Raw genomic sequence first — 23,682 nt, forward strand, 5'->3', positions numbered from 1 at the left:
AAAACTCCTCTTATTTCGTACTCTCTTTCAGTATTACCTCATATCCTCTCAGCATTTTACTGGTAACAGGTACATTGTCGATAATATCCAAAAGTGTCTTGGCAGCCACAGCTCCAAGATTTCTGTCGTTAAAATTAAGTGATGTCACTGATGGTATTGCACTCTCAAGTATTGAGCTGTTGTAGAAAGAAGCAACTCTTAAATCATCAGGGATCTTAACATGATCATCCCTGCATCTTGAAATAACTTCGCCGGCGATATTGTCATCCATGCAGACCACACCGTCTATGTTCTTCTTGCGAAGGTCCTTAAGGATATTGCCTATCTTGGACATAGACTCAACGTCAAGATATATGAGTCCGCTGTCGATGTTTACTCTTGCCTCCTCAAAGGCATCAGCAAAGCCCTTGTATCTGGTACTTGTTATGATATGCTCGGTTGAACCTCCGATAAGCGCAAGTCTCTTAAGCCCCTTGGCAATGAGGATTGAAGTAAGCTCCTTGCAGGCGGAATAATTGTCATTGTCAACATAAATTATGTCCTTGTCATCTGTGCTTCCTACAGCAACAAAAGGAATTCCGCTCTCCTTAAGAAACCTTGCCGGCCTGTCATGCACAAGAGTTCTTGTGAGGATGATACCATCAACCTTGTGGTTGTCTATTATTCTTCTGAGCCCCGTAAAATCATCGCCGCTAACCAGCGACACCATGATGTCGTACCCATATCCCGATGTAACCTCGCTCATTCCGATCATGCAGCGCTGGAAAAAGGGCAGGTCCACAGCGTTATAATCATCCGGCCATATTACGCCGATGTTATAGGTCTTTTGCTGCGCCAGCGCTCTGGCCATAAGATTGGGTCTGTAATTATGTTCTTCGATGTACTCAAGGACCTTTAGTCTGGTGTCATCTCCAACCCTTCCCTTTCCCGAAATAGCACGGGAAACAGTGGTCTTGGAGATGCCCAGGGCCCTAGCGACGTCATCGATAGTAATTTTGCCATCCGCCATATTGATAACCTTCTTAACCTTTTACTGCACCGCCCGTTACACCTTCAACATAGTATTTCTGAAGGAACATGAACAGAAGTGTTACAGGGATTGCTACAAGAACGCCACCTGCACAGAATCTGGTGAAGTATCCCTGATAGTCATTGGTCCATACCCATCTTGTCATACCTACTGCCACGTTGTAGCTGGTATCATGTCCGAAAGCTACATATGAAGCAAATACGTAATCACACCATGGTGCCATGAAAGCAACCAGAGCTGTGTAGATAATGATAGGCTTTGACATAGGAATGATCATTGTAAAGAATATCCTTGCTCTTGTTGCACCATCGATCATGGCAGCTTCATCAAGAGCCTTGGGAATGGTATCAAAGTAGCCCTTACATACGTAGTAACCCATTCCGCAGCTGGCAACGGTCACAAGGATAAGACCCGGGATAGCGCCTGCCTGAGTAAGTCCAAACTGCTTCAAAAGGAAGTACAGACAGATCATTGTAAGGAATCCGGGGAACATACCAAGGATCAGCCAGAATCTCATAAGGAAGGTTCTTCCTGCAAATCTCATTCTTGAAAGTGCGTAGCTGACACAGAGCTGTATGATAGTCTGGAAAATTGAGACAAATACAGCAATAACAATAGTGTTCTTGTACCATAACAGGTAGTTGTTCTGGCTTGTGTCAAACAGAAACTTGTAATTGTCCAGCGAAAACTGCTTGGGCACAAGATAGTCAACCATTCCGCCATACTCTGTGGCGTATGATCTAAAGCTCTGAAGTACAAGTCCCACAAAAGGGAACAGCCAGATAATGCTGATAAGTATCAATATGATATAGCCAATGATGTTTCCAATGGCTCTTTTTGTCTTGTAAGATTTCATTATTGGAAGCCCTCCTCATCTTTTACTGACGGAAGCATGTTGTAAACAACCAGTGAAATAACCGCTGTAACTACGAATACCATGATTCCTATTACTGCTGCCATCCTGTAGTTGGTGTCATTTACAGTCATCTTGTAGAGCCAGGTGATAAGAAGGTCTGTATTGCCGGCTTTTTCTGCAAGATTTACAGACTGTGGCTTACCCTGTGTAAGAAGGTAAATAACGTTGAAGTTGTTGAGGTTTCCTGTAAACTGTGTGAGCAGGAAAGGTCCTGTTACAAACAGCATATATGGAAGGGTAATGCTTCTGAACATCTGCCAGGGGTTTGCACCGTCGATCCTTGCGCTCTCGTAAAGATCCTCGGGGATGTTCATGAGAAGTCCCGTTGCAATCAGCATCATGTACGGAATACCGATCCAGATATTGACAACGATAATGGTAATCCTTGCCAGCATCGGATCTGTCCAGAAAGGAATGTATGACTTGATTATTCCCCACTTGATCAGGTATCCGTTGATAAGTCCGTCATTGGCGAACATTTTCATAACATAAAGAAGTGAAACGAACTGAGGAACAGCGATGGTAAGAACCAGGATTGTTCTCCAGAGTTTTTTGAACTTTATTCCTTTTTTGTTGATCAGCATAGCAACAGCAAGACCAAGGAAATAGTTAGTAAATGTAGCAAACAAAGCCCAGACCAAAGTCCAGAGAAGAACCTGTAAAAAGGTTGGTCCAATGCCTGCTCCCGAGAAAGAAACAAGATTTTTGAAATTATCAAGTCCCACCCAGGTAAAGAGGTTTGAAGGGGACTGATGGTTCTTGTCATAGTTGGTGAAGGCCACCAGGATCATGAACACAATTGGCAGAACCGTGAACACGAAAATTCCGGTTACGGGAAGTGCTAAAAGTGTCTTATGGAAGTTCTTGTCAAAGAGAGACATGAAAACATCTTTGTTGGAAGGAAGCTTTTTACCTGCTTTTAAAAGAAGCTCTTCTTTGCGATTCTCTTTCACATTGATGTACCAGATCGCAATAAATGCAATAATGGCAAAGATGCATAAAACACCAAAGAGCAGAATCAAAAAGCTGTTATCACCGTAAACAGTCTTACGTCCGACTTTCTTGGTAGCTACAGTTCCTAGTGTTGAAAACTTGGATAAATACTGCCATCCAAAGCCGGCCATAAAATAGAAGAACAGCACTTCGCAAAGAAGCAGTGCTACTCCTATGAGTATCTGTCCTCTAAGTATCGGACCAAGTCCGAAGATCAAAAATGAGAGCTTTGTCTTAATATCACCCTCTGCAAATGTCACCCCTATTTCCTTAAAGCCGTTTCCTATAGCTTCAAAGAACAAAGACGCAGCATTCTTTTTCTTATTGTTCGCGCCCTTCGCCATACCACAAGCCTCCTTTTAACAATGCGCATAGGTTTTTAGTTTAATACAGGCCCGGAAACCTACTGAATCCGGGCCTGATTAAAAGTTGATATTATTATCGCGATACTCGGATTTCTTCACTTTGTTCTCGAAATCCGACGGTCATTCAGAAAACGCGATTACTTTGCGTAGCTTTCGCAAGTTGTCTGGAAGTCTGTAAGAGCCTTCATGAAGTCATCATCTGATGCATCAGCCTTGATCTCGCCTGAGATGATTGAATCACCAAGTGATGTTGCAAGTGACCAGTAGTCTCCAGGATACTGTCCCTGAGGGATTGTGTACTGAAGCTGATCTGCAAGAGCTGAAAGAGCCTCGTCAGCCTGAACTGCATCTGACTTCTGAGCATTGAGGTTTGAAGGGCCCCAACCTACTGCATTGTATCTTGCAAGCTGAACTTCTTCGCTTGAAAGGAATGCTGCAAGAGCATCACATACTGCAAGCTTAAGATCATCTTCCTGAGGCTTAACACCAAGGAGCTTGAATCCACCAAAGCCGCTCATCTGATATGTCTTGCCATCAGCGCCTTCGAATGTAGGAAGCTTAGCACATGCGTAGTTGTCACCGAAGAGGTCCTTAGCTGCCTGTGCATCCCATGTACCATCAACGATAGCACCAACATTTGTTGCGTTAGAAATAGCTGAACCGTTCTGGAAAGCCTTTGAAGAAGCAACTTCTGCGATCTTCTTAAGAGCAACTACACCTGCATCAGATGCGTATGTAGAATTGCACTTTGTGAAGTTACCTGAATCGTCTGTATCGTATGTAAGCTCAGCACCTGTTCCGAAGAAGAATGCTGTCTGATACCAACCTGAGTTGATCTCGAAGTAGAAGTTCTTGCCTGCTGCTTCGCAATCAGCGATGATGCCTTCAAGAGTTGAAGGATCTGTTACTACGCTCTTATCGTAGTAAAGGAAATATCCGTTATCTGATGTAATAGGATAAGCGTAAAGTGTGCCACCAACTGTAGCTGCGCCAACTGCACCGGCATCGTTCTCTGCCTTAACTGCCTCAGCGTTTGAATCCTCAACGACCTCAAGAGCACCTGCTGTAACAAGTCTTGCGATCTGGTCCTGAGCGAATGCATAGATGTCTGCACCAGCCTCAACGTCTGTGATCATGTTGCCGGCTGCATCACCTTCACCAACAGCCTCAACTGTGAATGTGTATCCTGAGAACTCAGGGTGTGCATCCTGGAATGCCTTGATCTGCTCGTTTGTGAAATCAACTACGTTATCAGCGACCCAGATCTTGATGTCACCTGTGCCGTAATCTGTGATCTCCTCAGCTGCCTCAGCTGCCTCTTCAACAACCTCAGCTGCCTCTGTAGCAGTCTCTGCAACAGTCTCTGCTGTGTCCTGAGCTGTCTGTGCTGCTTCCTGTGCGCTTCCACATCCAGCAAGGAGTGTTGCACCCATAGCAGCTGTCATTAAAACAGATACCAATTTCTTTTTCATTTTAATCCCTCCGTTTGTTTAAAAATGACTGCGCAACTTTGCGCAATCGGTTGCTCTATTAATGAGTCTATGCTTTGTGCAATATTTTGTCAATTAAGAATTATGTCACATATTTTTGCCAAAAAATTATACAAATTGCACATTGACTATTTTAGTGGGAACGTTTCCGGAAACGTTGTCGGTAACGTTTTGCGCACTCGGTTACGCTACGCAATTTTGCGATAATATGCACCATTTTGCGCAATTTTTCCGCAACATGTCATGTCCATCAAAGTGGTAATTAGCGCAGGCATAGACAGGTTTTCGCCCTTTTTAAAGAGCTCTTCTGCAATGTAAGAAGTCGATACCGGAATGATGTCAACAATTTCCAAAATTTTCTCTTCCAGCGTTAACTCTTTATTAACTTCCATCTCATCATCAGTGTCTTTTTCCTGATTTTTCAAAACAGGCTCTGTGGGCAGTGCCGGCTTTGCTTCCCCCTTTATGCTCCAAAGACGGTCCAGCACATCTTCCACGCTGATGGCCACTCCTGCTCCCTGGCTTATGAGATAGTTGCAGCCATCACTTAGTCTATCAGTAACTCTTCCCGGAACAGCAAGGACTTCTCTCCCCTGTTCCAGGGCAGTATCCACGGTGATGGAGGTCCCGGATTTCTGCCTTGCCTCCACCACAAGAAGCACGTCGGAAAGAGCACTGATGATCCTGTTTCTCATGGGAAAGAACCTTGCCTGTGGCTCCATTCCCGGCGGATATTCAGAGATTGCGCCTCCTGTTTTAAGAAGTGCATCATAAATCACCTTGTTTTCCGGCGGATAACAGATATCAACGCCGCATCCCATGATGCCAAAGGACTTTCCTCCGGCTTCAATGGCAGCTCCCTGAGCTATTCCGTCGATGCCTCTGGCCATTCCACTTATCACCTGTACTCCCGCCAGTGCAAGTCCTCTTCCAAACTGCCTTGCCATATACCTGCCGTACTCAGAGCACATCCTTGCCCCGACAATTGATACGGAAGGGATTGCCGGGTCGGGAAGTGCGCCCTTTACGTATATTGCGAAGGGTGCTCCCGGGATATTCTTTAGTTTCTCCGGAAACTCCGGATCTATTCTTGATACAAAGCGAACTCCTTTTGCTTCAAGCTTTTTCTTCTCAGCCTCAAAGTCCCAGCTATATCTCGATTTTTCAATGTTCTCCGCCTTCTTTCTTGAAAGGAGCTTTGTTAGTTCCTTTGAGTTCATCCGATAGACATCCCTGCAGCTAAGGCCGCTGCAAAGAAGCTTATCTGCACTGGCATTTCCAACACCTTCTACGTTAAAAAGCCAGTAGGCATAGTCTTTTTCACTTAATACCATTCTCATTCCTCCATCTGATGCCAATATTTTCCGTCTGTAATTCTGTAGCCGACCGCCTCCATAAGGTGGATCTGTCTGATCTCCTCAGAACCGTCTATGTCAGCAATGGTTCTCGCGACGCGCAGTATCTTGTGATACGCTCTGGCACTGAGCTCCATGGTGCAAAAGGCGTTTTCCAGATAAGCCTGTTCCTTTGCTCCAAGCCTGCAGTACTTTTCGATGTCACCGGGTGTCATCTCTGAATTAAACTGTATTCCGGCACCTTCAAATCTCTTTTCCTGGATCTTCCTTGCCTCAAGCACTCTTTGTCTTATAGCCCTGCTGCTCTCGTTGGCATTCTTATTCTTGACTGCAAGATCTGCTATATCTACCCTCGGTGCTTCTACGCAAATGTCTACCCTGTCAAGGATAGGCCCCGATATGTGTCCGAGGTACCTCTTGATATCTGCAGGTGTGCACTTGCACTTGTTTCTGTCGGGATAATATCCGCATGGACAGGGATTTAGCGCTCCCACCAGCTGAAAATCCGCAGGATAGGTATAGGTTCCTCTGTTTCTTACAATGTGGATCTTTCTGTCCTCAAGGGGCTGGCGCAGAAGATCAAGCTTGGCTCTGGGAAACTCAGGCATCTCATCCAGAAAAAGAACTCCTCTGTGAGCCAGGGATATTATTCCCGGACGTGGCGTTGTTCCGCCTCCCACAAGGGCAGTCTCCGTAACCAGATGGTGAGTGCTCATAAAGGGTCTTCTTGTTATGAGAGCCTCTTTGTCGGAAAGCATACCGGCAACAGAATAAATGGTTGAAACCTCAAGGCTCTCCTCCAGAGACAGAGGCGGAAGTATCGTTGGAATCCTCTTTGCCACCATGCTCTTTCCTGCACCGGGAGGGCCGATGAGCATAATGTGATGAAATCCCGCCGCAGCTATTTCAGTAGCTCTTTTAACTGCTGCCTGACCGTTTATATCTGCAAAATCCAGGGTTTCATCCAGATACTCAGCATCCTCGAAAAGCTTTTTTACATCCACATGTGTGGGCGGAATCAGGTGGTCTCTCTCCTCTCCCGGAGCATTCAGATACTGCACCACCTCCTGAAGGGAGCTCACACCTATTATCTTTATGCCATCTACAACAGCACCTTCTCTGGCGTTTTCCTCAGGAAGGATAACCAGTTTATATCCCATTTCTTTTGCCCTGGTGACAATGGGCAGTATGCCTTTGACAGCTTTGACCTCTCCGTCAAGCCCCAGCTCACCGAGCACAACAGTATCTTCCAATGACTCCATGTCTATCTCACCCATGGCAGCCATGATGCCAACAGCGATGGGAAGATCAACTACAACGCCGCTCTTTCTTATATCTGCCGGTGAAAGATTGATGGTTATCTTTGAGGGCGGAATCTTGGTCCCGGCGTTCTTAAGTGCCACTTTTACGCGCTCTCCCGCTTCCCTTACTTCTCCGCTCATAAATCCAACCATGTTAAAACTGGGCAGTCCGTCAGAAACATCAACTTCCACCTGCATCAGGTAAGAAGCAATGCCTCCCACGGCTCCCGAAGTAACCGAACTAAACATATAATTTCCTCTTTTCTACAAAATGATGGGATTCCCTTGTAGACAAACAATAGAAATTACAAGAATTTTCTTAGACAAAACAAAATCGACCTGCTGATTATACAACAGGTCGATATTAAAAATCTTTAAGATTTTCTTAAGATTGAAAAATTTTTTAATTATCTGAGCATCTTATTCTGCATGGTCTCAGGATCCTGAGCGAAGGTAAGAGCTGCTTCTCTTCCAATCTTCTGAGCTCTGTAGAGTTCAAGGATCGCATCATCCATGGTGATCATGCCCTGTTTTCTGTAGGTCTGCATGTAGGTGATGAGCTGATGACTCTTTCCCTCACGAATAAGGTTTCTTACAGCTGAGTTGATGTGAAGAACCTCAAATGCCGCAATTCTTGAAACGCCGTCAGTCATAGGAAGAAGCTGCTGAGAAACAATGGCTTCAAGTACACCCGCCAGCTGTATTCTTACCTGTTGCTGCTGATGCGACGGGAATACGTCGATAAGTCTGTCTACGGTATTGGAAGCTCCGATGGTATGAACAGTGGAGAGTACCAGGTGTCCTGTCTCAGCTGCAGTTATTGCTGTACTGATGGTCTCAAGGTCTCGCATCTCACCAACGAGGATAACGTCAGGGTCCTCACGAAGAGCTGCTCTTAAGGCACTGGCATAATTGTTGGAGTCGGTGCCGATCTCACGCTGGTTAACAATGGACTTATTGTGCTGATAGGTAAACTCAATAGGATCTTCAAGCGTGATAACATGTGCTTCCCTGTTGGTGTTTATGGTATCAATGATTGACGCAAGAGTTGTAGACTTTCCGCTTCCGGTCGGTCCCGTAACAAGGACCAGTCCTCTCTTTTTCTGATAAAGATCTATTACGGAATCAGGGATTCCAAGGCTCTCGGCAGAAGGTATCTGAGTCGCCACAACTCTGAAGGCCATGGCGGTTGAACCTCTCTGTTTGAACACATTAAGCCTGTATCTGCCGACATGAGGTATGGAAAAAGACATATCAAGCTGGCCCTTATCTTCAAGAGCCGCAAGCTGCTTCTCTGACATGATCTCTTCTGCTATCGCTGATGTATCCTTAGGAAGCATCTTACCATACTCATCAAGGGTAATAAGCTTTCCGTTTACTCTCATTTTGGGGGGAATACCAACGGTGATATGTAAATCAGATGCTCCCTCCTGTTTTGCTTTCTCAAGTATTTCAGTAATCTGTGACATAACCCTCTCCTTAAACGTACTCAGGTTCTTCTACACTGATGCCAAGAGCCTTCATCTTGGATGTATCCATTACACATCTGTTATCAAGAGTCTTCATGATATCCACGATCTCAAGATTGCCGTAGGCTCCTCTGTTTGACAGATCGATAATGGAATTATCCCTAAAGCTGAGTATTGTCGGCCTCAGGAAATCGTCATCGTTAGTTCTGATGACCAGCGCCTTTTCTCCGGTATTAAGCTCAACACTTACGCCGGGTACCAGGATGTTGAGGGAATCGGTAAGACCCTTAACAACCCTCGGATCAAAGACATCAGGTCTGCTCATCATCTTTCTGATGACGTTGACCTCTGAAACCGGTGAATCATCAATTCGCACAGCGGTTTCTTTGTCAAAGATTCCGGCAACTACCAGTACTTTTGCCGCCATTAGCGTCTTCTGATTCTGGATCGGATTTCCGTTCCAGTAATCAAAGAGTATCTTTCTTGCCTGATTACATGCTCTCTTTATATTGGGCTGGGAAGAGAAAGCCTCATCGATTATCGGATACCCCTGAATCTCATGTCCGTCGATGATATTTCTCTCATCTTCCGTGGTCTGCTGTTTGGACTGAAGCTCCACCGGAAGCGTGAGCTTTCCGATGTCATGTATTACCGAAGCCATGACTGCCTCATTCTGTTCCGAAAGCGGGACATTCATGCTGTGGGTTATCATCGCTGACAGTATAGCCACATTAAGAGAGTGCTTATAAATATAGTCATCCGCACTTCTAAGGGACTGCTGGAAGGAAATCTTCTTTCGGAGATTTCCATAGTTTTTAATTATCTGTGCAACAATATTTGGGAACTTTTCCTGCTTGTGCTTTTTAATGATACGCTCTAGCTCCTCCATGATCTCGTTGTACATGACAGTCTGGAATCGTTCAAACTCCAGATCCTCCTGAGTCATTGGCGGAACCGGCTCTGCAGGCTCTAAGATAAAAAGACCAATAAGTCCGAAGCTCTTAATATTCTCAATGCTCTGCATGTCCCTAAGGACAGAAGCACGATCATACAAAAGAACCCCCTTCTTACTGTATATGGGTTTCGCAAGGCGCATACCCGGCTTAAGCTCGTCACACTTTATGAATTTCATCCTGTTTGCTCCGGTTATTGAAGTAGGATTTTTAGCCGCATAAACTAGTTCATATTAATTATCATGCTAAATCGGCAAAAAATCAATCATATTACGATTAAACAGAAAAAATATAAAGTCAGGTAAGCTCGTCCAGAGTACTGCCGTAGGAAGCAAGAAATTCGTTTACAAAATCAAGGACCTCCGGAAGCTCCTGATAGAGGCTTCTAATGGCCTTTCCGGTGCTTTCCTTGGCAGTCCTGAACTCAGAGTTACCGGCATTGGTCTCGCCGATACACTTAATAAGTGCAGAGAGCTTGTCAGCTGCTTTGACAAGTTTTCTCATATAGCGCTCTTCGTCTGTATCAGCAGGCCTGAAGATTTCCTCAAAGGAAGGGCGAAGATCATCAGGGAGCTTCTCAAGGAGCTTCTCATCAGCAATAGCCTCAACCTCTTTGTAAGCATGCTTGAGATCAGCGTTGAAGTACTTGACAGGAGTTGGCATATCGCCGGTTATGATCTCGGATGCATCATGATAAAGCCCGATAAGAGCAGCCTTGTTAGCATCCAGATTCTTGCCGTATCTGACATTTCCGATAGTGCACAGAGCGTGCGCGATCATGGCAACCTCCATGGAATGCTCGCACAGATTCTCCTGCCTGGTATTGCGCATAAGAGCCCAGCGCTCGATGTATTTCATTCTTGATATAAGTGCAAAAAAGTTGTAGTTCATTGTAATCCCCCTTAACCCCATTTATAATCAAATGCTAGTTTCCATTATAGCAAAAATTCCGCCATGACAGTATTGCTGACATCAAGTCCTTTATCTGTGAGACGAAGATATTTTCCGCCTTCTCCCGCATACTCCAAAAGCCCCATCTTTTGGTACTTATCTATAACTTCTCCGTATATTTCCAAGATGTCTTTTCCAAAGGCATCCTTAAAGCGCTTTATGTTTACTCCCTGTACAAGGCGAAGTCCCAGAAACATAAACTCTTCCATCTGAGCCTCGACATTTAGCTCCTCCACGTTCTCTCTTATTTTGTCAAAAGAGCTTTCGGCGTCCGCAAGTTCTTTTACATAAGTGCCAATGTCCCGGATATTGCTCCACCTGACATTGTCCACCATAGACGCTGCACCAATGCCAAGGCCAAGGTAATTGCCTCGTGTCCAGTAAACCTTGTTGTGATGGCACTCGAAAGTATCATCATCCTCAGCACCAAGGGCATAATTGGAAATTTCGTACCTGTGGAAGCCATGTTCTTTCAGTATTCTCTTGGTCTCGTGGTACATGACTCTGTCAGTATCCTCATCGGGAATATCCAGATTCATGTCATAAAAAGGAGTGCCTTCCTCGATGATAAGACTGTAGGCAGAGATGTGCTCAGGTTTAAGTTCCAGCACTCTATTCAGCGTGTTCACATAAGAATCAAGACTCTGACCGGGTAGTGCGCTCATAACATCCACATTTATGTTTGCAAAACCTGCTGCCCTTGCATTTTGGTAAGTCTCATAAAACAAACTGCTATTATGGAGTCTGCCCAGAACTTTAAGCTCATCATCATTTAGAGACTGACATCCGATACTGAGTCTGTTAAAGCCTGCTTCGCGATAGGAAAAGAGCTTGTCCCTCATGGCAGATGCAGGATTGACCTCAATGCTGATCTCAGCATCATCGCTAACGTTAAACTCATCTCTGATTTTTTGCAGTAATCCGCAGACTCTTTTTTCATCTGCAAAAGAAGGTGTTCCGCCCCCGAAGAATATCGTGGCAACCGTTCTGTCCTTGCAGTCCCTACCCGATTTCGATATCTCTTTTTCCAGAGCATCAAAGTATTCATCCATCAGCTCTTTTTCTGCATTAAAAGAGAGGAAGTCGCAATAATTGCACTTCCTCGCACAAAACGGTATGTGTACATATAAAGACAAAGTCTTTTGCAGCATACTATTCATCTATAACCCCAGAACAAAATGGACTCTATAGCTCCCAAGACATACAACGAGATCATTCCGCCGACCACATAGCTTACCACATTGGCCACGATTGAAAAGCCGACTCCCTTACCAAATGCCCTGTAGCCTTCGGCATCATTCTCAAGAGCCGCGCCATAGGCTATTGCCTCAAATATCAGGATCAAAATCTCTGCAAAAAAAGTGATCACAAAAGTTCCCAATCCATTGACCACGGAAACCAGCCATAAATTAAGCGGAATGTTGGTTATCGCATTGATGATCATCAGCATCAGTATATTGTGTCTGCTTCTTGGATATCTAAAAATCAGGAAAACAATAAACTCAAGCAGAAGCGTCATCAGATAGTGGAATGCTACTGTGAACACTCTCATAAAGCTTCGGCCGGCGCGATGTTCTGTGACCTCACCCGTCTTAAAATCATAAGTAACAACGCAGTTGTACTCTTTCTGATCACACTCATCGCTCAGAGTAACTTCACCCGTGTTTGCATCGATTATTATTATCCTGAATGGATCCGGGACCATATATGAAAACTCATACATATCATTTTCATTGCAGGATTTATAATCACTTCCCACAGGTGACTGAAAATAACACCATCCCTCATAGCTAAAATTCAAAAGGTATTCTTCGACATCGCCACCGTCTACATCAAACTCTTCTATGTCGGTTACAGCAGGAGCATCATCTTCCTTCCCGAAACCATAATCATCTAACAGCGCAATGTAATAACTCTCAGGAGCATTGTCTACTTTTATTGAAATCGAAGGCTTAGCCGACATATCTGCCGATGACTCAACCGATGCCATGTTAAAGAGCATCAGAAAGATCAGCATCCCCAAAACTATTCTTTCATACACACTTCTCATAATTCAGATCACCCGTATCAGTCTACATTATCCAGCTTAAGGACGCTAAGGAATGCGGACTGCGGAACTTCTACGTTACCGATCTGACGCATCTTTTTCTTACCTTCCTTCTGCTTCTCAAGAAGTTTCTTCTTACGGGTTATATCACCGCCGTAGCACTTGGCAAGAACGTCCTTACGATAGGCCTTTACTGTCTCACGGGCAATGACCTTGCCACCGACTGAAGCCTGGATAGGAATCTCAAACAAATGCCTTGGGATCTCCTCTTTTAACTTCTCGCACATCTTACGACCACGCTCATACGCTCCATCCTTGTGAACGATAAAGGACAGTGCATCTACCTCTTCTCTGTTGATAAGGATATCAAGCTTAACAAGGTCTGACTTCTCATAGCCCTTGAGCTCATAGTCAAAGGACGCATAGCCTCTGGACCTTGACTTAAGCGCATCGAAGAAATCGTAGATGATCTCGTTAAGAGGAAGCTCATACTTAAGGATTGCTCTCGTCTGCTCTATGTAATCGGTGCTCAGGTACTTGCCTCTTCTCTCCTGACAAAGCTGCATGATGGCACCGACATAATCTGTTGTGACCATGATCTCGCCGTTAACGATAGGCTCTTCCATGTAATCGATCTCTGACGGATCGGGAAGGTTTGTGGGGTTGGTCAGATCAAACACCTCTCCGTCTGTCTTGTGAACCTTGTAAACAACGGAAGGAGCTGTTGTTACCAGGTTGAGGTCATACTCTCTCTCAAGTCTCTCCTGAACAACCTCAAGGTGAAGAAGTCCAAGGAAGCCTGCTCTGAATCCGAATCCCAGAGCCTGTGATGTCTCCGGTTCATAGAAAAGAGATGCATCATTAAGCTGCAGTTTCTCCAGGGCGTCACGAAGATCTGAATAGTGAGCGGAGTCTGCAGGGTAAAGTCCGCAGTAAACCATAGGCATAACCTTCTTGTATCCGGGAAGTGCCTCTGAGCATGGCTTTGCAGAATCTGTAACGGTATCACCCACACGGGTATCCTGAATGTTTTTGATAGATGCAGTGAAGTATCCAACTTCTCCGGCTGTCAGCTCATCACTTGGGACAAAGCTTCCGGGCGCAAAATATCCAACCTCAACAACCTCAGCTTCTGCTCCGGTTGCCATAAAGCGGACCTTCATTCCCTTTCTGACAACGCCGTCCTTAATTCTTACAAATACGATAACTCCTCTGTAGGAGTCATAGATACTATCAAAGATAAGAGCCTTAAGAGGAGCCGATTCATCACCCTGTGGTGCAGGGATCTTGTGAACTACTGCCTCTAATACTTCCTCAATTCCGATGCCGTTCTTGGCAGAAATGAGTGGTGCATCCTGGGCCTCAATTCCGATGACATCCTCAATCTCATCCTTGGCTTCCTGAGGCATTGCGCTGGGAAGGTCAATCTTGTTGATAACAGGAAAGACATCCAGGTCATGATCCAGTGCCATATATACGTTGGCAAGAGTCTGAGCCTCGACGCCCTGAGTTGCATCAACTACAAGGATAGCTCCGTCACATGCTGCAAGAGACCTTGAAACCTCATATCCAAAGTCTACATGTCCGGGAGTATCTATCATGTTAAAGGTATACTCCTGTCCGTCCTTCGCCTTATAGATCATTCTTACAGCCTGGGACTTGATGGTGATACCTCTCTCCCTCTCTATATCCATGTTGTCCAGAACCTGCGCCTGCATCTCTCTGAGCGTAAGAACACCTGTCTTCTCGATCATACGGTCTGCAAGTGTAGACTTACCATGGTCAATATGGGCAACTATACAAAAATTTCTTATCTTACTCTGATCCACAATTAATTCCTCTGTATGTTCTTTTATAAATGTTGTACGCTGAATTATAACATTAATTCTATTGACATCGCCATCATTTTCATCTAAAATATTTCTACGTATGTGGCATTAACTGTCCGTGTCCGGCTTAATGCACACACGAACATTATTATAAAAACTATTACATTGATTATTATCGGAGGTAATTATGGCTAATATCAAATCTGCCAAGAAGAGAGTTTTAGTAAACGAGAAGAAGGCTGCACAGAACCAGATGATCAAGTCTGCAGTTAAGACAGAGATCAAGAAGGTTAGAGCTGCTGTTGAGGCTGGTAACAAGGAAGAGGCTGCTAAGGCACTTCTTGCTGCTACATCAGCAATCGACAAGGCTGAGTCAAAGGGTGTTATCAAGAAGAACACAGCTTCAAGAAAAGTTTCAAGACTCGCTCTTGCTGTTAACAAGCTTTCATAATCATAACGATAAAGAAAAGACCTTAAGCACGGCTGCTGCTTAAGGTCTTGTTTTTTTATTTCTTTCTGATATTTCTTATCTTCTCTTTTACTTCTTCAAGATTTCCCTTATAGGAATCAGATGACATAGTGGGGTTTCCTTCGATGGTCCTCTCTCTGTACCAGACAAAGAAGTTCTTAACAGGTCCGGGTGTAAATCTCGCCATGATGACTTTGTACTTGGCATAGAGTTCCAAAACCTCTTCTCTTACATTACCTACATACGATGCAGGATCAAGATTTATCTTGTCTTTTACAAGCTTAAAGGAGTTCTCAAGAGAATCGCTGATACTGTCGAGCCTATCTGTGATACCTGATCCAATGGCTCCTACCGTACTGCCCACGGTGTTTCCGATATCACCGATGCTCTCACGCATATCCTCACCCTTAAAGGCGATGATGACGTCAAGTCTCTTCTGCATCCTTGCCATTTCGTCCTTAGCCTTCTCCATATAGATAAGAACATCCTTAAGGTCAAGTGCCGTCTTAAATGCCAGCATGAAGTCGCAGGTAAACACCACCACAACAACTGTCGTCACCACAGTGACAAAGTTGTACGGAATGGATAAAAGAAGCCTCTCAATAGGTATCTGCAGATAGTGCGTAAAGACTACCGTGCACACGCCCCAGGCAATCGTTGATTCCAAAGAAACCCGTCCCTGAAAATGGAATTTCTTGTGTGAATAGTCCCAGTACCTGACCTTAAAAAGAGCCTCCATCACAACCGCAGTTACATACTCAAGAGCCGTTGCCCCTATACATCCTGATATAAATACCAGAACCACATTTTCATAAAAGGGCTTGGAGGCAAGCAGCATCATTATTCCGCCACATCCATACAACGGCAAAAAGGGTCCGCGAACGAACCCTCTGTTTACAAAATGCCCTTCATGTACCGACACATAAATTGTCTCAAATATCCAGCCGAAAAGGCTGTAGAAAAAAAACAGGAAAAGCCACTGCATTGGCTGATAATTAAACATTACTATCTCCTAGAGTCACTGCTGTGGATTTGAAAAATCTATTACAGGATTCTCAGGCTCTGTTGTCTTCTCAACAGAAATAGCCTGAAGTACAGGGCCTTCTCCCTTATATTCGGGAACGAACTGCTTAACTACCTTGGCAGTTACTGTGACCCAGTCTTTCTCATTGAGCTCAGCTGTCTTGTCATACTCGCATGCAAATCCAAGGAACTGCATATCCTGAGCGCAGCATGTCATAGCCATTCTACCCGGCACGAATCTGTTATCCGGGAACTCTTCAGGCTTAAGTACAAGACCTTTGAACCTTACGTTCTTGCCCTCATATCTTTCAACGTGATCAAGAGCATCAAGGTAGAACATTCCGTATCCGTAGTTGTTAAGCTCGATAGGATCCTGATTAAGGTCGAATGGAAGGTCCTCATCAAGAGTTACATCCACTTCACCATCCTGGTCCTCAAAGATAATATCTGCCTTCTGATTGATGGCCTTTACATTTCTCTTGTATGCGGGAAGTTTATCCGTAAGTCCATCACATCTGTTAAACAGGATCAGATCTGAATTTCTTATCTGTTCAGCAAGAAGTGACTTCATATTGCTAAAATACAGTTCAAAGCTTGAACAATCAATTACTGTGATCTGCTGCTCAAGATTCCACATTACAGGGAGCTTCATTTCCTTGAAGTTCCACATTCCGTTGTACTCAATAAGAATACGCTCAGGGTTATGCTTGGCATCAAGTGCAATGAGCTGATTGGGATTAAAATCCTCTTCCTCTTCAATGTACTCGATTACAGTGTTGGTGCTCTTAAGGAGCTTCTCATCATAATCATTCTCGCCCTCTTCGCAGACAATAAGAAGAGTCTTGCCCTTTGTCCTGAAGTATGGCTGAGCTATTGTATAGCGGAAAAAGTCAGTTTTTCCCGCATCCAAAAATCCATTAATAATATATACAGGTTTCATAAATTCGGTTCTCCTAATCATTGGCAAAAGACCTTATGCAAGTCTTCTAAAGAGTTTCTGAAGATTATCTTCGTTGAGCTCTGAGCCGATTACGCAGAACTTACCTGTAACATCAGCAGCTCCTGTTCTTACATCAGACTCACCGGGAACATAGTCAAACTCGATCCATGATCCGTCAGTACTTGGAACAACACCCTTTGTACGAAGAACGATACCGTAAGTCTCCTCGTCCTCAAGCTTTGAGAGCATTGCCTCGATCTCTTCCTTAGTGTATTTAAGAGGAGTCTCCATACCCCAGCTCATGAAAATGTCATCAGCATCGTGGTGGTGATGGTGCTCATGCTCGTGGTCGTGATCATCGTGGTCATGATGATGATGCTCATGTTCGTGATCATGCTCATCATGGTCGTGGTCATGGTGGTGCTCATGCTCGTGATCGTGATCATGCTCATCGTGGTCATGATCATGGTGGTGATGATGGCACTCGCACTCTTCATCATCGCACTCTCCGTCGGGATGTGCACTGTAGATTACAGAGCCATCCTCAGCTACAGTCTTGTGGCTGCCGTGATCGTGATGATGGTGGTGATGATGATGTTCCTGCTCCATAACGAGCTTTAAGAGCTCTGCCTCGAGGTCGTTGTTACCCTCGAAAGTGTCCAGGATCTCTTTTCCTGTAATATCAGCAAGAGGTGTTGTGATGATAGTTGCCTTCTTGTTGTGCTCACGAATAAGCTCTACTGCTGTCTCAATCTTGGCCTGATCAGCCTTGTCTGTTCTTGTAAGAATGATGGTTCCGGCATTCTCAATCTGGTTGATAAAGAACTCACCGAAATTCTTGATGTAAACCTTGGCCTTAGTTGCATCAACTACTGTAACGGCGCTGTTAAGCTCCATGTTATCATCAGCATCTGCTATGTTCTGGATAGCTCTCATAACGTCTGAAAGCTTACCTACACCTGATGGCTCGATAAGGATCCTCTCAGGTGCGTACTGCTCCATTACCTGCTTAAGTGATGTCTCGAAGTCTCCTACCAGTGAACAGCAGATACAGCCTGAATTCATCTCTGTTATCTCGATTCCTGACTCCTTAAGGAAGCCTCCGTCGATTCCGATCTCACCAAATTCATTCTCTATAAGAACTACCTTAGTTCCTGCAAGAGCTTCCTTAAGAAGCTTCTTTATAAGTGTAGTTTTTCCGGCTCCCAAAAAGCCTGAAATAATATCAATCTTTGTCATTTTTTCTCCAATCTGCACATTTTTTGTGCTATAACCACTACAACACATTTATTCTATGCAGATGGGGTGGGAATGTCAAGGAAGCTCCTCACCTGCTGATTCTGCATTCTCTACATTCTCCGGAATCTCTGTAGTTTCTTCATCCTCTTCACCATCATTGACATCACCTGATGCATTTGGCTGTGTAGTGTTATAGGAAGAATACTCTTCAGCAAAAGTGATTCTTGCTGCCACAACCTGTCCATGTACCAGACCACAGGCTGTCTTATAGCCTTCCAGGGATCCTTCATCTTTGCCGCAGATCACATCTCTTATCTCTTCAATCTTCTCAGGTCTTCCCCCTCTGGACATCATATAGTTGTAATCGCTCGTCACCTCTGTGTGTCCGGGGTCTGTACGATAAAATGTCGCTCCGCAATAAGGACAATAGAATTTATGGAAATTCTCACCCGGTCCTCCGGTAAAGGCTTCACCCTGATCCACTACCCCATTAGGCGTCCAGTAATAATACCTAAAGCTTATTTTATAGCATTCATAGTTATGCTCATGATATTTAGCTTCCGTATAACAACCGCCCTGTCTGTCCTCAGAGACAAGATCCTCGTTCGTCTGATTTCCCGTTCCATCTGAGTGAAAGTGGTAGTCATATTCAATTTCTCCCGCAACATCGCCGTTGTCGAGAACAATCTCTACAGGAATCCCTTCAATAGCTCTGGCAATATCTTCAAATCTGGCATCCTCATTTATAACGACATTCTTAGTGAGTAACGCGGATGCCAAAAGCCTTTTACCATTACCCACAGATGTAAAAACCTGGTTAAACTTATTGTCAATGTCCTGCATCTTAGTATTTATATGATTTTTAAGCTCCTCAAAATTGCCCTGAACAGAGCCGTTTATGGACTCGAACTTATTGTCAATATTGGTGTTTACCTGATTAAAACTGGTGTCAAACTTATTTGTAAGCTCCTCGTTTGACTGGCTCACCTGTGCATCAATCTTCTCAAAGAGTCCATTTATCTTTGTTTCAAGGCTTCCAAGCTCACTCTTGAAACTGTCAATGGCTGCAGCATTATCTTTCTCAAACTGAGAATTCATACCATTGAGATTATCAAGCAGGTCCTGATACTTGTCTGCCATATCCTTTGAAAGACTCTCATCTCCTGCCTTTATCTGCTTTTCAAGTTCTTCAATAAGACTCTTTGTATTCTCCTGGGCTTTTCCGTATTCTGCTTTTATATTATCAAGGTCGGAATTTATCTTAGCAAAGCTCTCACTCTGCTCACTGGTCATCTCTCCGGATTCCTTCTCGATTGTTTCCTTTAGCTTTTCAATGTTAGTCTGTGTATTTGTAATGGTATTGTGAAGTGTTGTAAGGTCATGGCCAAGCCCTGTAACCTTATCAGTAACTGTATTTGTAATTTTTTCAGTATTCTTCTCGCTATACTCTTTTACGGCGTCTTTTTCTGCACTGCTAAGCTCGCTAAAAGAGTTGATGCTCTTCTGGCTCTCTTCCAGTGATTTATCAAGTCCATCCAAGTAGCTGCTAAGTTCATCCAGCTTTTCAATGGTCTTTTCATTGTTCTCTTTTTCCGTCTGCTCAAGCTCCTGTTTGGCAGATGCAGTAACAGCCGGAGTTGTAAGATAAATAAGTCCTCCGCTAAGCGCAAGCGCTATCACAACCGCAATAGCAACAACAATGGTGTCGTGCCTTTTCAGTTTGCGCAAAAGCACCTTGATTGAATTGTTCTGTTTTGACATTCTTTCTTTAAAACTCATAACTTCTCCCTCTTTGTTTTTGGCAGCAAGGGACTCAAAGAAAGACATGACTTCCCCGCTACATGTTAATAGTAAAAATAGTGGAAAATCATCAGGCGAATACCTGTGACTTGTATCAGCAGAACGCTGACGAAATTAAATTATACACAATCAATTCAAAAATGCAAGAGGGATTTTTAAAATATTTTCAAAACTTAAAAGAGCTCAGCATGCAAGCACGCTAAGCTCTTTGTCTTTTAAACCATATCATCCATTTCGTCCACATCATGAATATCACTGGCTCCGAAACCAATATTCTGCATGTTCATGGTGCGGCGTTTGATGCGAGCAGCCTCAGAAGCCTGAAGAATAAAGTCCTTGATCTCACGGCCGTGCTTGATATTCTTCATGACGATGGTTCTGTCCGTAACATCCGAAGTATAGAGCACGATGGTAGAAAGACCTGCCATCCTCTGAAGGAGACTTGCTGTTATCTCTACATCACTGATCTTGTACATGTAGCAGTCATTTTCCCTCACGGTAAAAAAGCCTTTGATGATGGTAAAGTCATTATCTCTGATCTCGTATTTGGTAAAGGTCCATGGAAGGCCGAATAAAAGCCATCTGCTGCGCTCCCTGTATTTGAGCTCTCCCTTGGACTCTGTTGACTGTGCATACTGCTCAGGATTTGCTATCTTTGACATAACATTCTCCTTCCCGAATTTGATTTAGTCTACCTTTGGAAGCTTTGCTAAAGACTTTGCAAGCTCCTCATCTGTAGGAACGTAATCTGACATTTCACCGTCATTATATTTCTGATAAGCAACCATATCAAAGTATCCGGTTCCTGTAAGTCCGAATACGATGTTCTTCTCTTCGCCTGTCTCCTTGCACTTAAGTGCCTCGTCGATGGCAACACGGATTGCATGGCTGCTCTCAGGAGCAGGTAATATACCCTCAACTCTTGCAAACATCTCAGCTGCCTCAAATACGCTGGTCTGCTCAACGCTTCTTGCCTTTAACAGCCCCTGATCATAGAGTTCTGAAACAACGCTGCTCATGCCGTGATATCTAAGTCCGCCTGCGTGGTTTGCTGATGGAATAAATCCGCTTCCCAAAGTGTACATCTTGGAAAGAGGACAAACCTTACCTGTATCGCAGAAGTCGTAAGCATATTTTCCTCTTGTAAGTGAAGGACATGAAGCAGGCTCAACTGCGATGATCTCGTAGTCAGCTTCTCCTCTTAGCATCTCTCCTGCAAATGGAGAAATAAGTCCTCCAAGGTTTGATCCGCCGCCTGCGCAGCCGATGATCATATCTGCCTTGATTCCGTATTTATCAAGAGCTGCCTTGGTCTCAAGACCGATTACTGACTGATGAAGCAGTACCTGAGAAAGTACAGATCCAAGAACATAGCGATAGCCTTCCTGGCTTGTAGCTGCCTCAACGGCCTCTGAAATAGCACATCCAAGTGAACCTGTTGTTCCGGGGAACTCTGCGTTGATTCTTCTTCCAACCTCTGTCTCCATTGACGGAGAAGGTGTTACCTTAGCGCCATAGGTACGCATTACTTCACGCCTGAAAGGCTTCTGCTCGTAAGAAACCTTAACCATATATACCTGACAGTCAAGATCAAAGTATGAACATGCCATTGAAAGAGCTGTTCCCCACTGACCTGCGCCTGTCTCTGTTGTAACGCCCTTAAGGCCCTGCTTTTTAGCGTAGTAAGCCTGAGCAATGGCTGAATTGAGCTTGTGGCTTCCTGATGTATTGTTTCCCTCAAATTTGTAGTAGATATGTGCAGGTGTCTGAAGCTTCTCCTCAAGACAGTAAGCACGTACAAGAGGTGATGGACGATACATTCTGTAGAAGTTTCTGATCTCCTCAGGTATTTCAATATATGTAGATGTATCATCGAGTTCCTGCTCTGCAAGCTCGCGGCAGAAAATACCCGAAAGTTCGTCGATTGTTACGGGCTTTAGTGTAGCCGGATTGAGAATCGGAGCAGGCTTCTTTTTCATATCGCCCCTTACGTTGTACCAAGCCTTTGGCATCTCTGATTCTTCAAGGTAAATCTTATAAGGTATTGTGCTCATTATTTCCCTCCAATAAAAAACGTTAGTTGTATAATATCAATTCAAACACTTTAATGCAATAAATCGCACACAATCATTTGTGTTCTCCGATCATCTTCTCCATCCAGACCATGCTGTACCAGGTACCGAATTTATAGCCGCATTTATTGAATTTTCCAATCAGTGAAAAGCCCAGTTTCTCGTGGAATCTTACACTGTCACGATTTAGATGCTCATCTTCCGTGTCAGGATATCCGATGCAGGCGTAGAGGTTCAAAATTCCCTCATCCTTCAGTCTCTTCTCAAGCTCTTCGTAGAGCATTCTTCCAAGGCCTTCTCTTCTTGCATCCTTCTGAATATAAATGCTGAGTTCCACGCTCCACTGGTATGCATCCCTGTCCTTAAAGGTACTTGCATAGGCGTATCCGACAATCTCTTTTGCCCCGGTTTCAGGAAGAGTTCTTTCTACTACAATATAAGGATACTTCGTGAGCACCTTCTCAATTCTGCCTCTGAACTCCTCCACTGAGGGAGTCTCATACTCAAAGGTGATCGCAGTCTCTTTTACATAATAATCATATATAGCTACGAGTTCTTCTGCATCCTCGGGCGTAGCTGTTCTTATGGAATAATCTGTTTTCATATATTACCGCCTTTCCAACACTCTAATTATGAGTCTTTTGTCCGCAAAATCAAGGCGATACTTATAACAAAGTTCCAGTTTCCTAACAAGTGTTGAAATTCGGTTTCAATTTTAGCGAATTTTGGCAAATTTTTTATAAAAATTTAATGACTTTTATTTTGCGATGTATTAATATATGCCACATGAGAATCGCAAACATACCACAAATGGCAGAAATAACCATAAAAATGGTTCATAATGATGCTGAGTGCTCGGTAAAAACAAGAGTGCTGACTGTCTATGGTGACGGAATCCTGGTTACACCGATAACCTTCGGAGATCAGATCCTGGATTATTGCTCCCATGCAAAGATAGAGTACAAGAATCCTTCAACAGGCCATGTACACATCTTCGAGTCAGACTCTATTGCAAGAACCGATTTTAACGGTACCGATTTCCATGTTATCAGGGGAAAAGAGCTTTTACTTTCCTCCAGAATGAGGAAAGCCGAAAGATATATGGTTCAGGTCATGGGGCAGGCAGTTATCAACAACAGAAAGACTATCAACGTCATCGTCAATGACATTTCCATGAGAGGAATATCTCTTCTTATTGGTAAGGATCAGACCATAAACACAGGCGATGATCTGGAGCTTAGCTTTTTCAAGACCGGAGTCATGAAGAGGATCAACGTCAAGTGCAAGGTTGTAAGGCTCTTTAAAGTCGGCGAGTACAATGCTGCCGGATGCGTCTTAAGTGGCATAAGCAGCGACCTCACACTCTTTGTAGCCGAGAAGAAACGCGAATATAACAGTAAGCTTAATATAAAAGTGGCGGGATGAATAAAAGATCATCCT

21 protein-coding genes are annotated in these 23,682 nt (G+C 44.1%); 2 read left to right on the top strand and 19 right to left on the bottom strand.

Annotated features, from left to right (window positions below; genetic code table 11):
• Positions 1 to 10 precede the first annotated feature (10 nt).
• The 12 genes from G633_RS0115495 to lepA form a co-directional block, all read right to left on the bottom strand.
• The gene (locus G633_RS0115495) at positions 11 to 1,009 is read right to left on the bottom strand and encodes a LacI family DNA-binding transcriptional regulator (RefSeq protein WP_022768481.1); all 999 of its coding nucleotides are present in this window, start codon (positions 1,007 to 1,009) and stop codon (positions 11 to 13) included.
• A gap of 13 nt (positions 1,010 to 1,022) precedes the next feature.
• Positions 1,023 to 1,886 (bottom strand): sugar ABC transporter permease, encoded by an 864-nt coding sequence (locus G633_RS0115500; RefSeq protein WP_022768482.1) that lies wholly within the window; start codon positions 1,884 to 1,886, stop codon positions 1,023 to 1,025.
• Positions 1,886 to 3,283, bottom strand: a complete 1,398-nt coding sequence (locus tag G633_RS0115505; protein WP_022768483.1) for a carbohydrate ABC transporter permease — start codon at positions 3,281 to 3,283, stop codon at positions 1,886 to 1,888. The genes G633_RS0115500 and G633_RS0115505 overlap by 1 nt, the downstream gene beginning before the upstream one ends.
• Before the next feature lie 158 nt (positions 3,284 to 3,441).
• Positions 3,442 to 4,776: an extracellular solute-binding protein gene (locus G633_RS0115510; RefSeq protein WP_026520480.1), complete on the bottom strand. Its 1,335-nt coding sequence runs from the start codon at positions 4,774 to 4,776 to the stop codon at positions 3,442 to 3,444.
• A gap of 206 nt (positions 4,777 to 4,982) precedes the next feature.
• On the bottom strand, positions 4,983 to 6,128 hold the full coding sequence (gene dprA, locus G633_RS18760) for a DNA-processing protein DprA (RefSeq protein ID WP_051200307.1): 1,146 nt from the start codon (positions 6,126 to 6,128) through the stop codon (positions 4,983 to 4,985).
• 2 nt (positions 6,129 to 6,130) lie between these two features.
• Positions 6,131 to 7,699: a YifB family Mg chelatase-like AAA ATPase gene (locus G633_RS0115520; RefSeq protein WP_022768486.1), complete on the bottom strand. Its 1,569-nt coding sequence runs from the start codon at positions 7,697 to 7,699 to the stop codon at positions 6,131 to 6,133.
• A gap of 158 nt (positions 7,700 to 7,857) precedes the next feature.
• Complete coding sequence (locus tag G633_RS0115525) at positions 7,858 to 8,919, bottom strand: type IV pilus twitching motility protein PilT (protein WP_022768487.1); 1,062 nt, start codon at positions 8,917 to 8,919, stop codon at positions 7,858 to 7,860.
• 10 nt (positions 8,920 to 8,929) lie between these two features.
• A complete protein-coding gene (locus tag G633_RS0115530; RefSeq protein WP_026520481.1) occupies positions 8,930 to 10,051 on the bottom strand; it encodes an HD-GYP domain-containing protein in 1,122 nt (373 codons plus the stop codon).
• A gap of 118 nt (positions 10,052 to 10,169) precedes the next feature.
• Positions 10,170 to 10,763, bottom strand: coding sequence for a 5'-deoxynucleotidase (yfbR, locus tag G633_RS0115535; protein ID WP_022768489.1), 594 nt, complete (start codon positions 10,761 to 10,763; stop codon positions 10,170 to 10,172).
• Between the two features lie 44 nt (positions 10,764 to 10,807).
• A complete protein-coding gene (gene hemW / locus G633_RS0115540) occupies positions 10,808 to 11,983 on the bottom strand; it encodes a radical SAM family heme chaperone HemW (protein ID WP_026520482.1) in 1,176 nt (391 codons plus the stop codon).
• Positions 11,980 to 12,873, bottom strand: a complete 894-nt coding sequence (locus tag G633_RS0115545) for a hypothetical protein (protein WP_026520483.1) — start codon at positions 12,871 to 12,873, stop codon at positions 11,980 to 11,982. The genes hemW and G633_RS0115545 overlap by 4 nt, the downstream gene beginning before the upstream one ends.
• 17 nt (positions 12,874 to 12,890) lie before the next feature.
• Positions 12,891 to 14,702, bottom strand: a complete 1,812-nt coding sequence (gene lepA / locus G633_RS0115550; protein ID WP_026520484.1) for a translation elongation factor 4 — start codon at positions 14,700 to 14,702, stop codon at positions 12,891 to 12,893.
• 184 nt (positions 14,703 to 14,886) lie between these two features.
• Here lepA and rpsT point away from each other — a divergent pair, with 184 nt between their 5' ends.
• Positions 14,887 to 15,150 carry a 30S ribosomal protein S20 gene (gene rpsT, locus G633_RS0115555; RefSeq protein WP_022764139.1) on the top strand — a complete coding sequence of 88 codons (264 nt, stop codon included), beginning with the start codon at positions 14,887 to 14,889 and terminating at the stop codon, positions 15,148 to 15,150.
• Between the two features lie 55 nt (positions 15,151 to 15,205).
• Here the strand turns inward: rpsT and G633_RS0115560 are convergent, their stop codons facing one another.
• The 7 genes from G633_RS0115560 to G633_RS0115595 form a co-directional block, all read right to left on the bottom strand.
• Positions 15,206 to 16,171, bottom strand: coding sequence for a putative ABC transporter permease (locus G633_RS0115560; protein WP_026520485.1), 966 nt, complete (start codon positions 16,169 to 16,171; stop codon positions 15,206 to 15,208).
• Between the two features lie 15 nt (positions 16,172 to 16,186).
• Complete coding sequence (locus G633_RS0115565) at positions 16,187 to 17,131, bottom strand: TIGR03943 family putative permease subunit (protein ID WP_026520486.1); 945 nt, start codon at positions 17,129 to 17,131, stop codon at positions 16,187 to 16,189.
• Between the two features lie 33 nt (positions 17,132 to 17,164).
• Positions 17,165 to 18,370, bottom strand: a complete 1,206-nt coding sequence (locus G633_RS0115570; protein ID WP_026520487.1) for a GTP-binding protein — start codon at positions 18,368 to 18,370, stop codon at positions 17,165 to 17,167.
• Between the two features lie 75 nt (positions 18,371 to 18,445).
• The gene (locus G633_RS0115575) at positions 18,446 to 20,149 is read right to left on the bottom strand and encodes a mitofilin family membrane protein (protein WP_155834979.1); all 1,704 of its coding nucleotides are present in this window, start codon (positions 20,147 to 20,149) and stop codon (positions 18,446 to 18,448) included.
• A gap of 236 nt (positions 20,150 to 20,385) precedes the next feature.
• Positions 20,386 to 20,832, bottom strand: coding sequence for a PH domain-containing protein (locus G633_RS18765; RefSeq protein ID WP_035771678.1), 447 nt, complete (start codon positions 20,830 to 20,832; stop codon positions 20,386 to 20,388).
• 24 nt (positions 20,833 to 20,856) lie between these two features.
• Positions 20,857 to 22,224, bottom strand: a complete 1,368-nt coding sequence (locus tag G633_RS0115590) for a TrpB-like pyridoxal phosphate-dependent enzyme (protein ID WP_022768497.1) — start codon at positions 22,222 to 22,224, stop codon at positions 20,857 to 20,859.
• Between the two features lie 73 nt (positions 22,225 to 22,297).
• Positions 22,298 to 22,846, bottom strand: coding sequence for a GNAT family N-acetyltransferase (locus tag G633_RS0115595; RefSeq protein ID WP_026520489.1), 549 nt, complete (start codon positions 22,844 to 22,846; stop codon positions 22,298 to 22,300).
• A gap of 206 nt (positions 22,847 to 23,052) precedes the next feature.
• Here G633_RS0115595 and G633_RS0115600 point away from each other — a divergent pair, with 206 nt between their 5' ends.
• Positions 23,053 to 23,667 (top strand): PilZ domain-containing protein, encoded by a 615-nt coding sequence (locus G633_RS0115600; RefSeq protein ID WP_026520490.1) that lies wholly within the window; start codon positions 23,053 to 23,055, stop codon positions 23,665 to 23,667.
• Positions 23,668 to 23,682 lie beyond the last annotated feature (15 nt).

Origin of the sequence: Butyrivibrio sp. FCS006 (assembly GCF_000424525.1) — a bacterium.
GTDB lineage: Bacteria > Bacillota > Clostridia > Lachnospirales > Lachnospiraceae > Butyrivibrio.

Coding starts and splice junctions, on each gene's coding strand:
- G633_RS0115495 (WP_022768481.1), bottom strand. CDS start 1,009: ATGGCGGATGGCAAAATTACTATCGATGACGTCGCTAGGGCCCTGGGC.
- G633_RS0115500 (WP_022768482.1), bottom strand. CDS start 1,886: ATGAAATCTTACAAGACAAAAAGAGCCATTGGAAACATCATTGGCTAT.
- G633_RS0115505 (WP_022768483.1), bottom strand. CDS start 3,283: ATGGCGAAGGGCGCGAACAATAAGAAAAAGAATGCTGCGTCTTTGTTC.
- G633_RS0115510 (WP_026520480.1), bottom strand. CDS start 4,776: ATGAAAAAGAAATTGGTATCTGTTTTAATGACAGCTGCTATGGGTGCA.
- dprA (WP_051200307.1), bottom strand. CDS start 6,128: ATGGTATTAAGTGAAAAAGACTATGCCTACTGGCTTTTTAACGTAGAA.
- G633_RS0115520 (WP_022768486.1), bottom strand. CDS start 7,699: ATGTTTAGTTCGGTTACTTCGGGAGCCGTGGGAGGCATTGCTTCTTAC.
- G633_RS0115525 (WP_022768487.1), bottom strand. CDS start 8,919: ATGTCACAGATTACTGAAATACTTGAGAAAGCAAAACAGGAGGGAGCA.
- G633_RS0115530 (WP_026520481.1), bottom strand. CDS start 10,051: ATGAAATTCATAAAGTGTGACGAGCTTAAGCCGGGTATGCGCCTTGCG.
- yfbR (WP_022768489.1), bottom strand. CDS start 10,763: ATGAACTACAACTTTTTTGCACTTATATCAAGAATGAAATACATCGAG.
- hemW (WP_026520482.1), bottom strand. CDS start 11,983: ATGAATAGTATGCTGCAAAAGACTTTGTCTTTATATGTACACATACCG.
- G633_RS0115545 (WP_026520483.1), bottom strand. CDS start 12,873: ATGAGAAGTGTGTATGAAAGAATAGTTTTGGGGATGCTGATCTTTCTG.
- rpsT (WP_022764139.1), top strand. CDS start 14,887: ATGGCTAATATCAAATCTGCCAAGAAGAGAGTTTTAGTAAACGAGAAG.
- G633_RS0115560 (WP_026520485.1), bottom strand. CDS start 16,171: ATGTTTAATTATCAGCCAATGCAGTGGCTTTTCCTGTTTTTTTTCTAC.
- G633_RS0115565 (WP_026520486.1), bottom strand. CDS start 17,131: ATGAAACCTGTATATATTATTAATGGATTTTTGGATGCGGGAAAAACT.
- G633_RS0115570 (WP_026520487.1), bottom strand. CDS start 18,370: ATGACAAAGATTGATATTATTTCAGGCTTTTTGGGAGCCGGAAAAACT.
- G633_RS0115575 (WP_155834979.1), bottom strand. CDS start 20,149: ATGAGTTTTAAAGAAAGAATGTCAAAACAGAACAATTCAATCAAGGTG.
- G633_RS18765 (WP_035771678.1), bottom strand. CDS start 20,832: ATGTCAAAGATAGCAAATCCTGAGCAGTATGCACAGTCAACAGAGTCC.
- G633_RS0115590 (WP_022768497.1), bottom strand. CDS start 22,224: ATGAGCACAATACCTTATAAGATTTACCTTGAAGAATCAGAGATGCCA.
- G633_RS0115595 (WP_026520489.1), bottom strand. CDS start 22,846: ATGAAAACAGATTATTCCATAAGAACAGCTACGCCCGAGGATGCAGAA.
- G633_RS0115600 (WP_026520490.1), top strand. CDS start 23,053: ATGGCAGAAATAACCATAAAAATGGTTCATAATGATGCTGAGTGCTCG.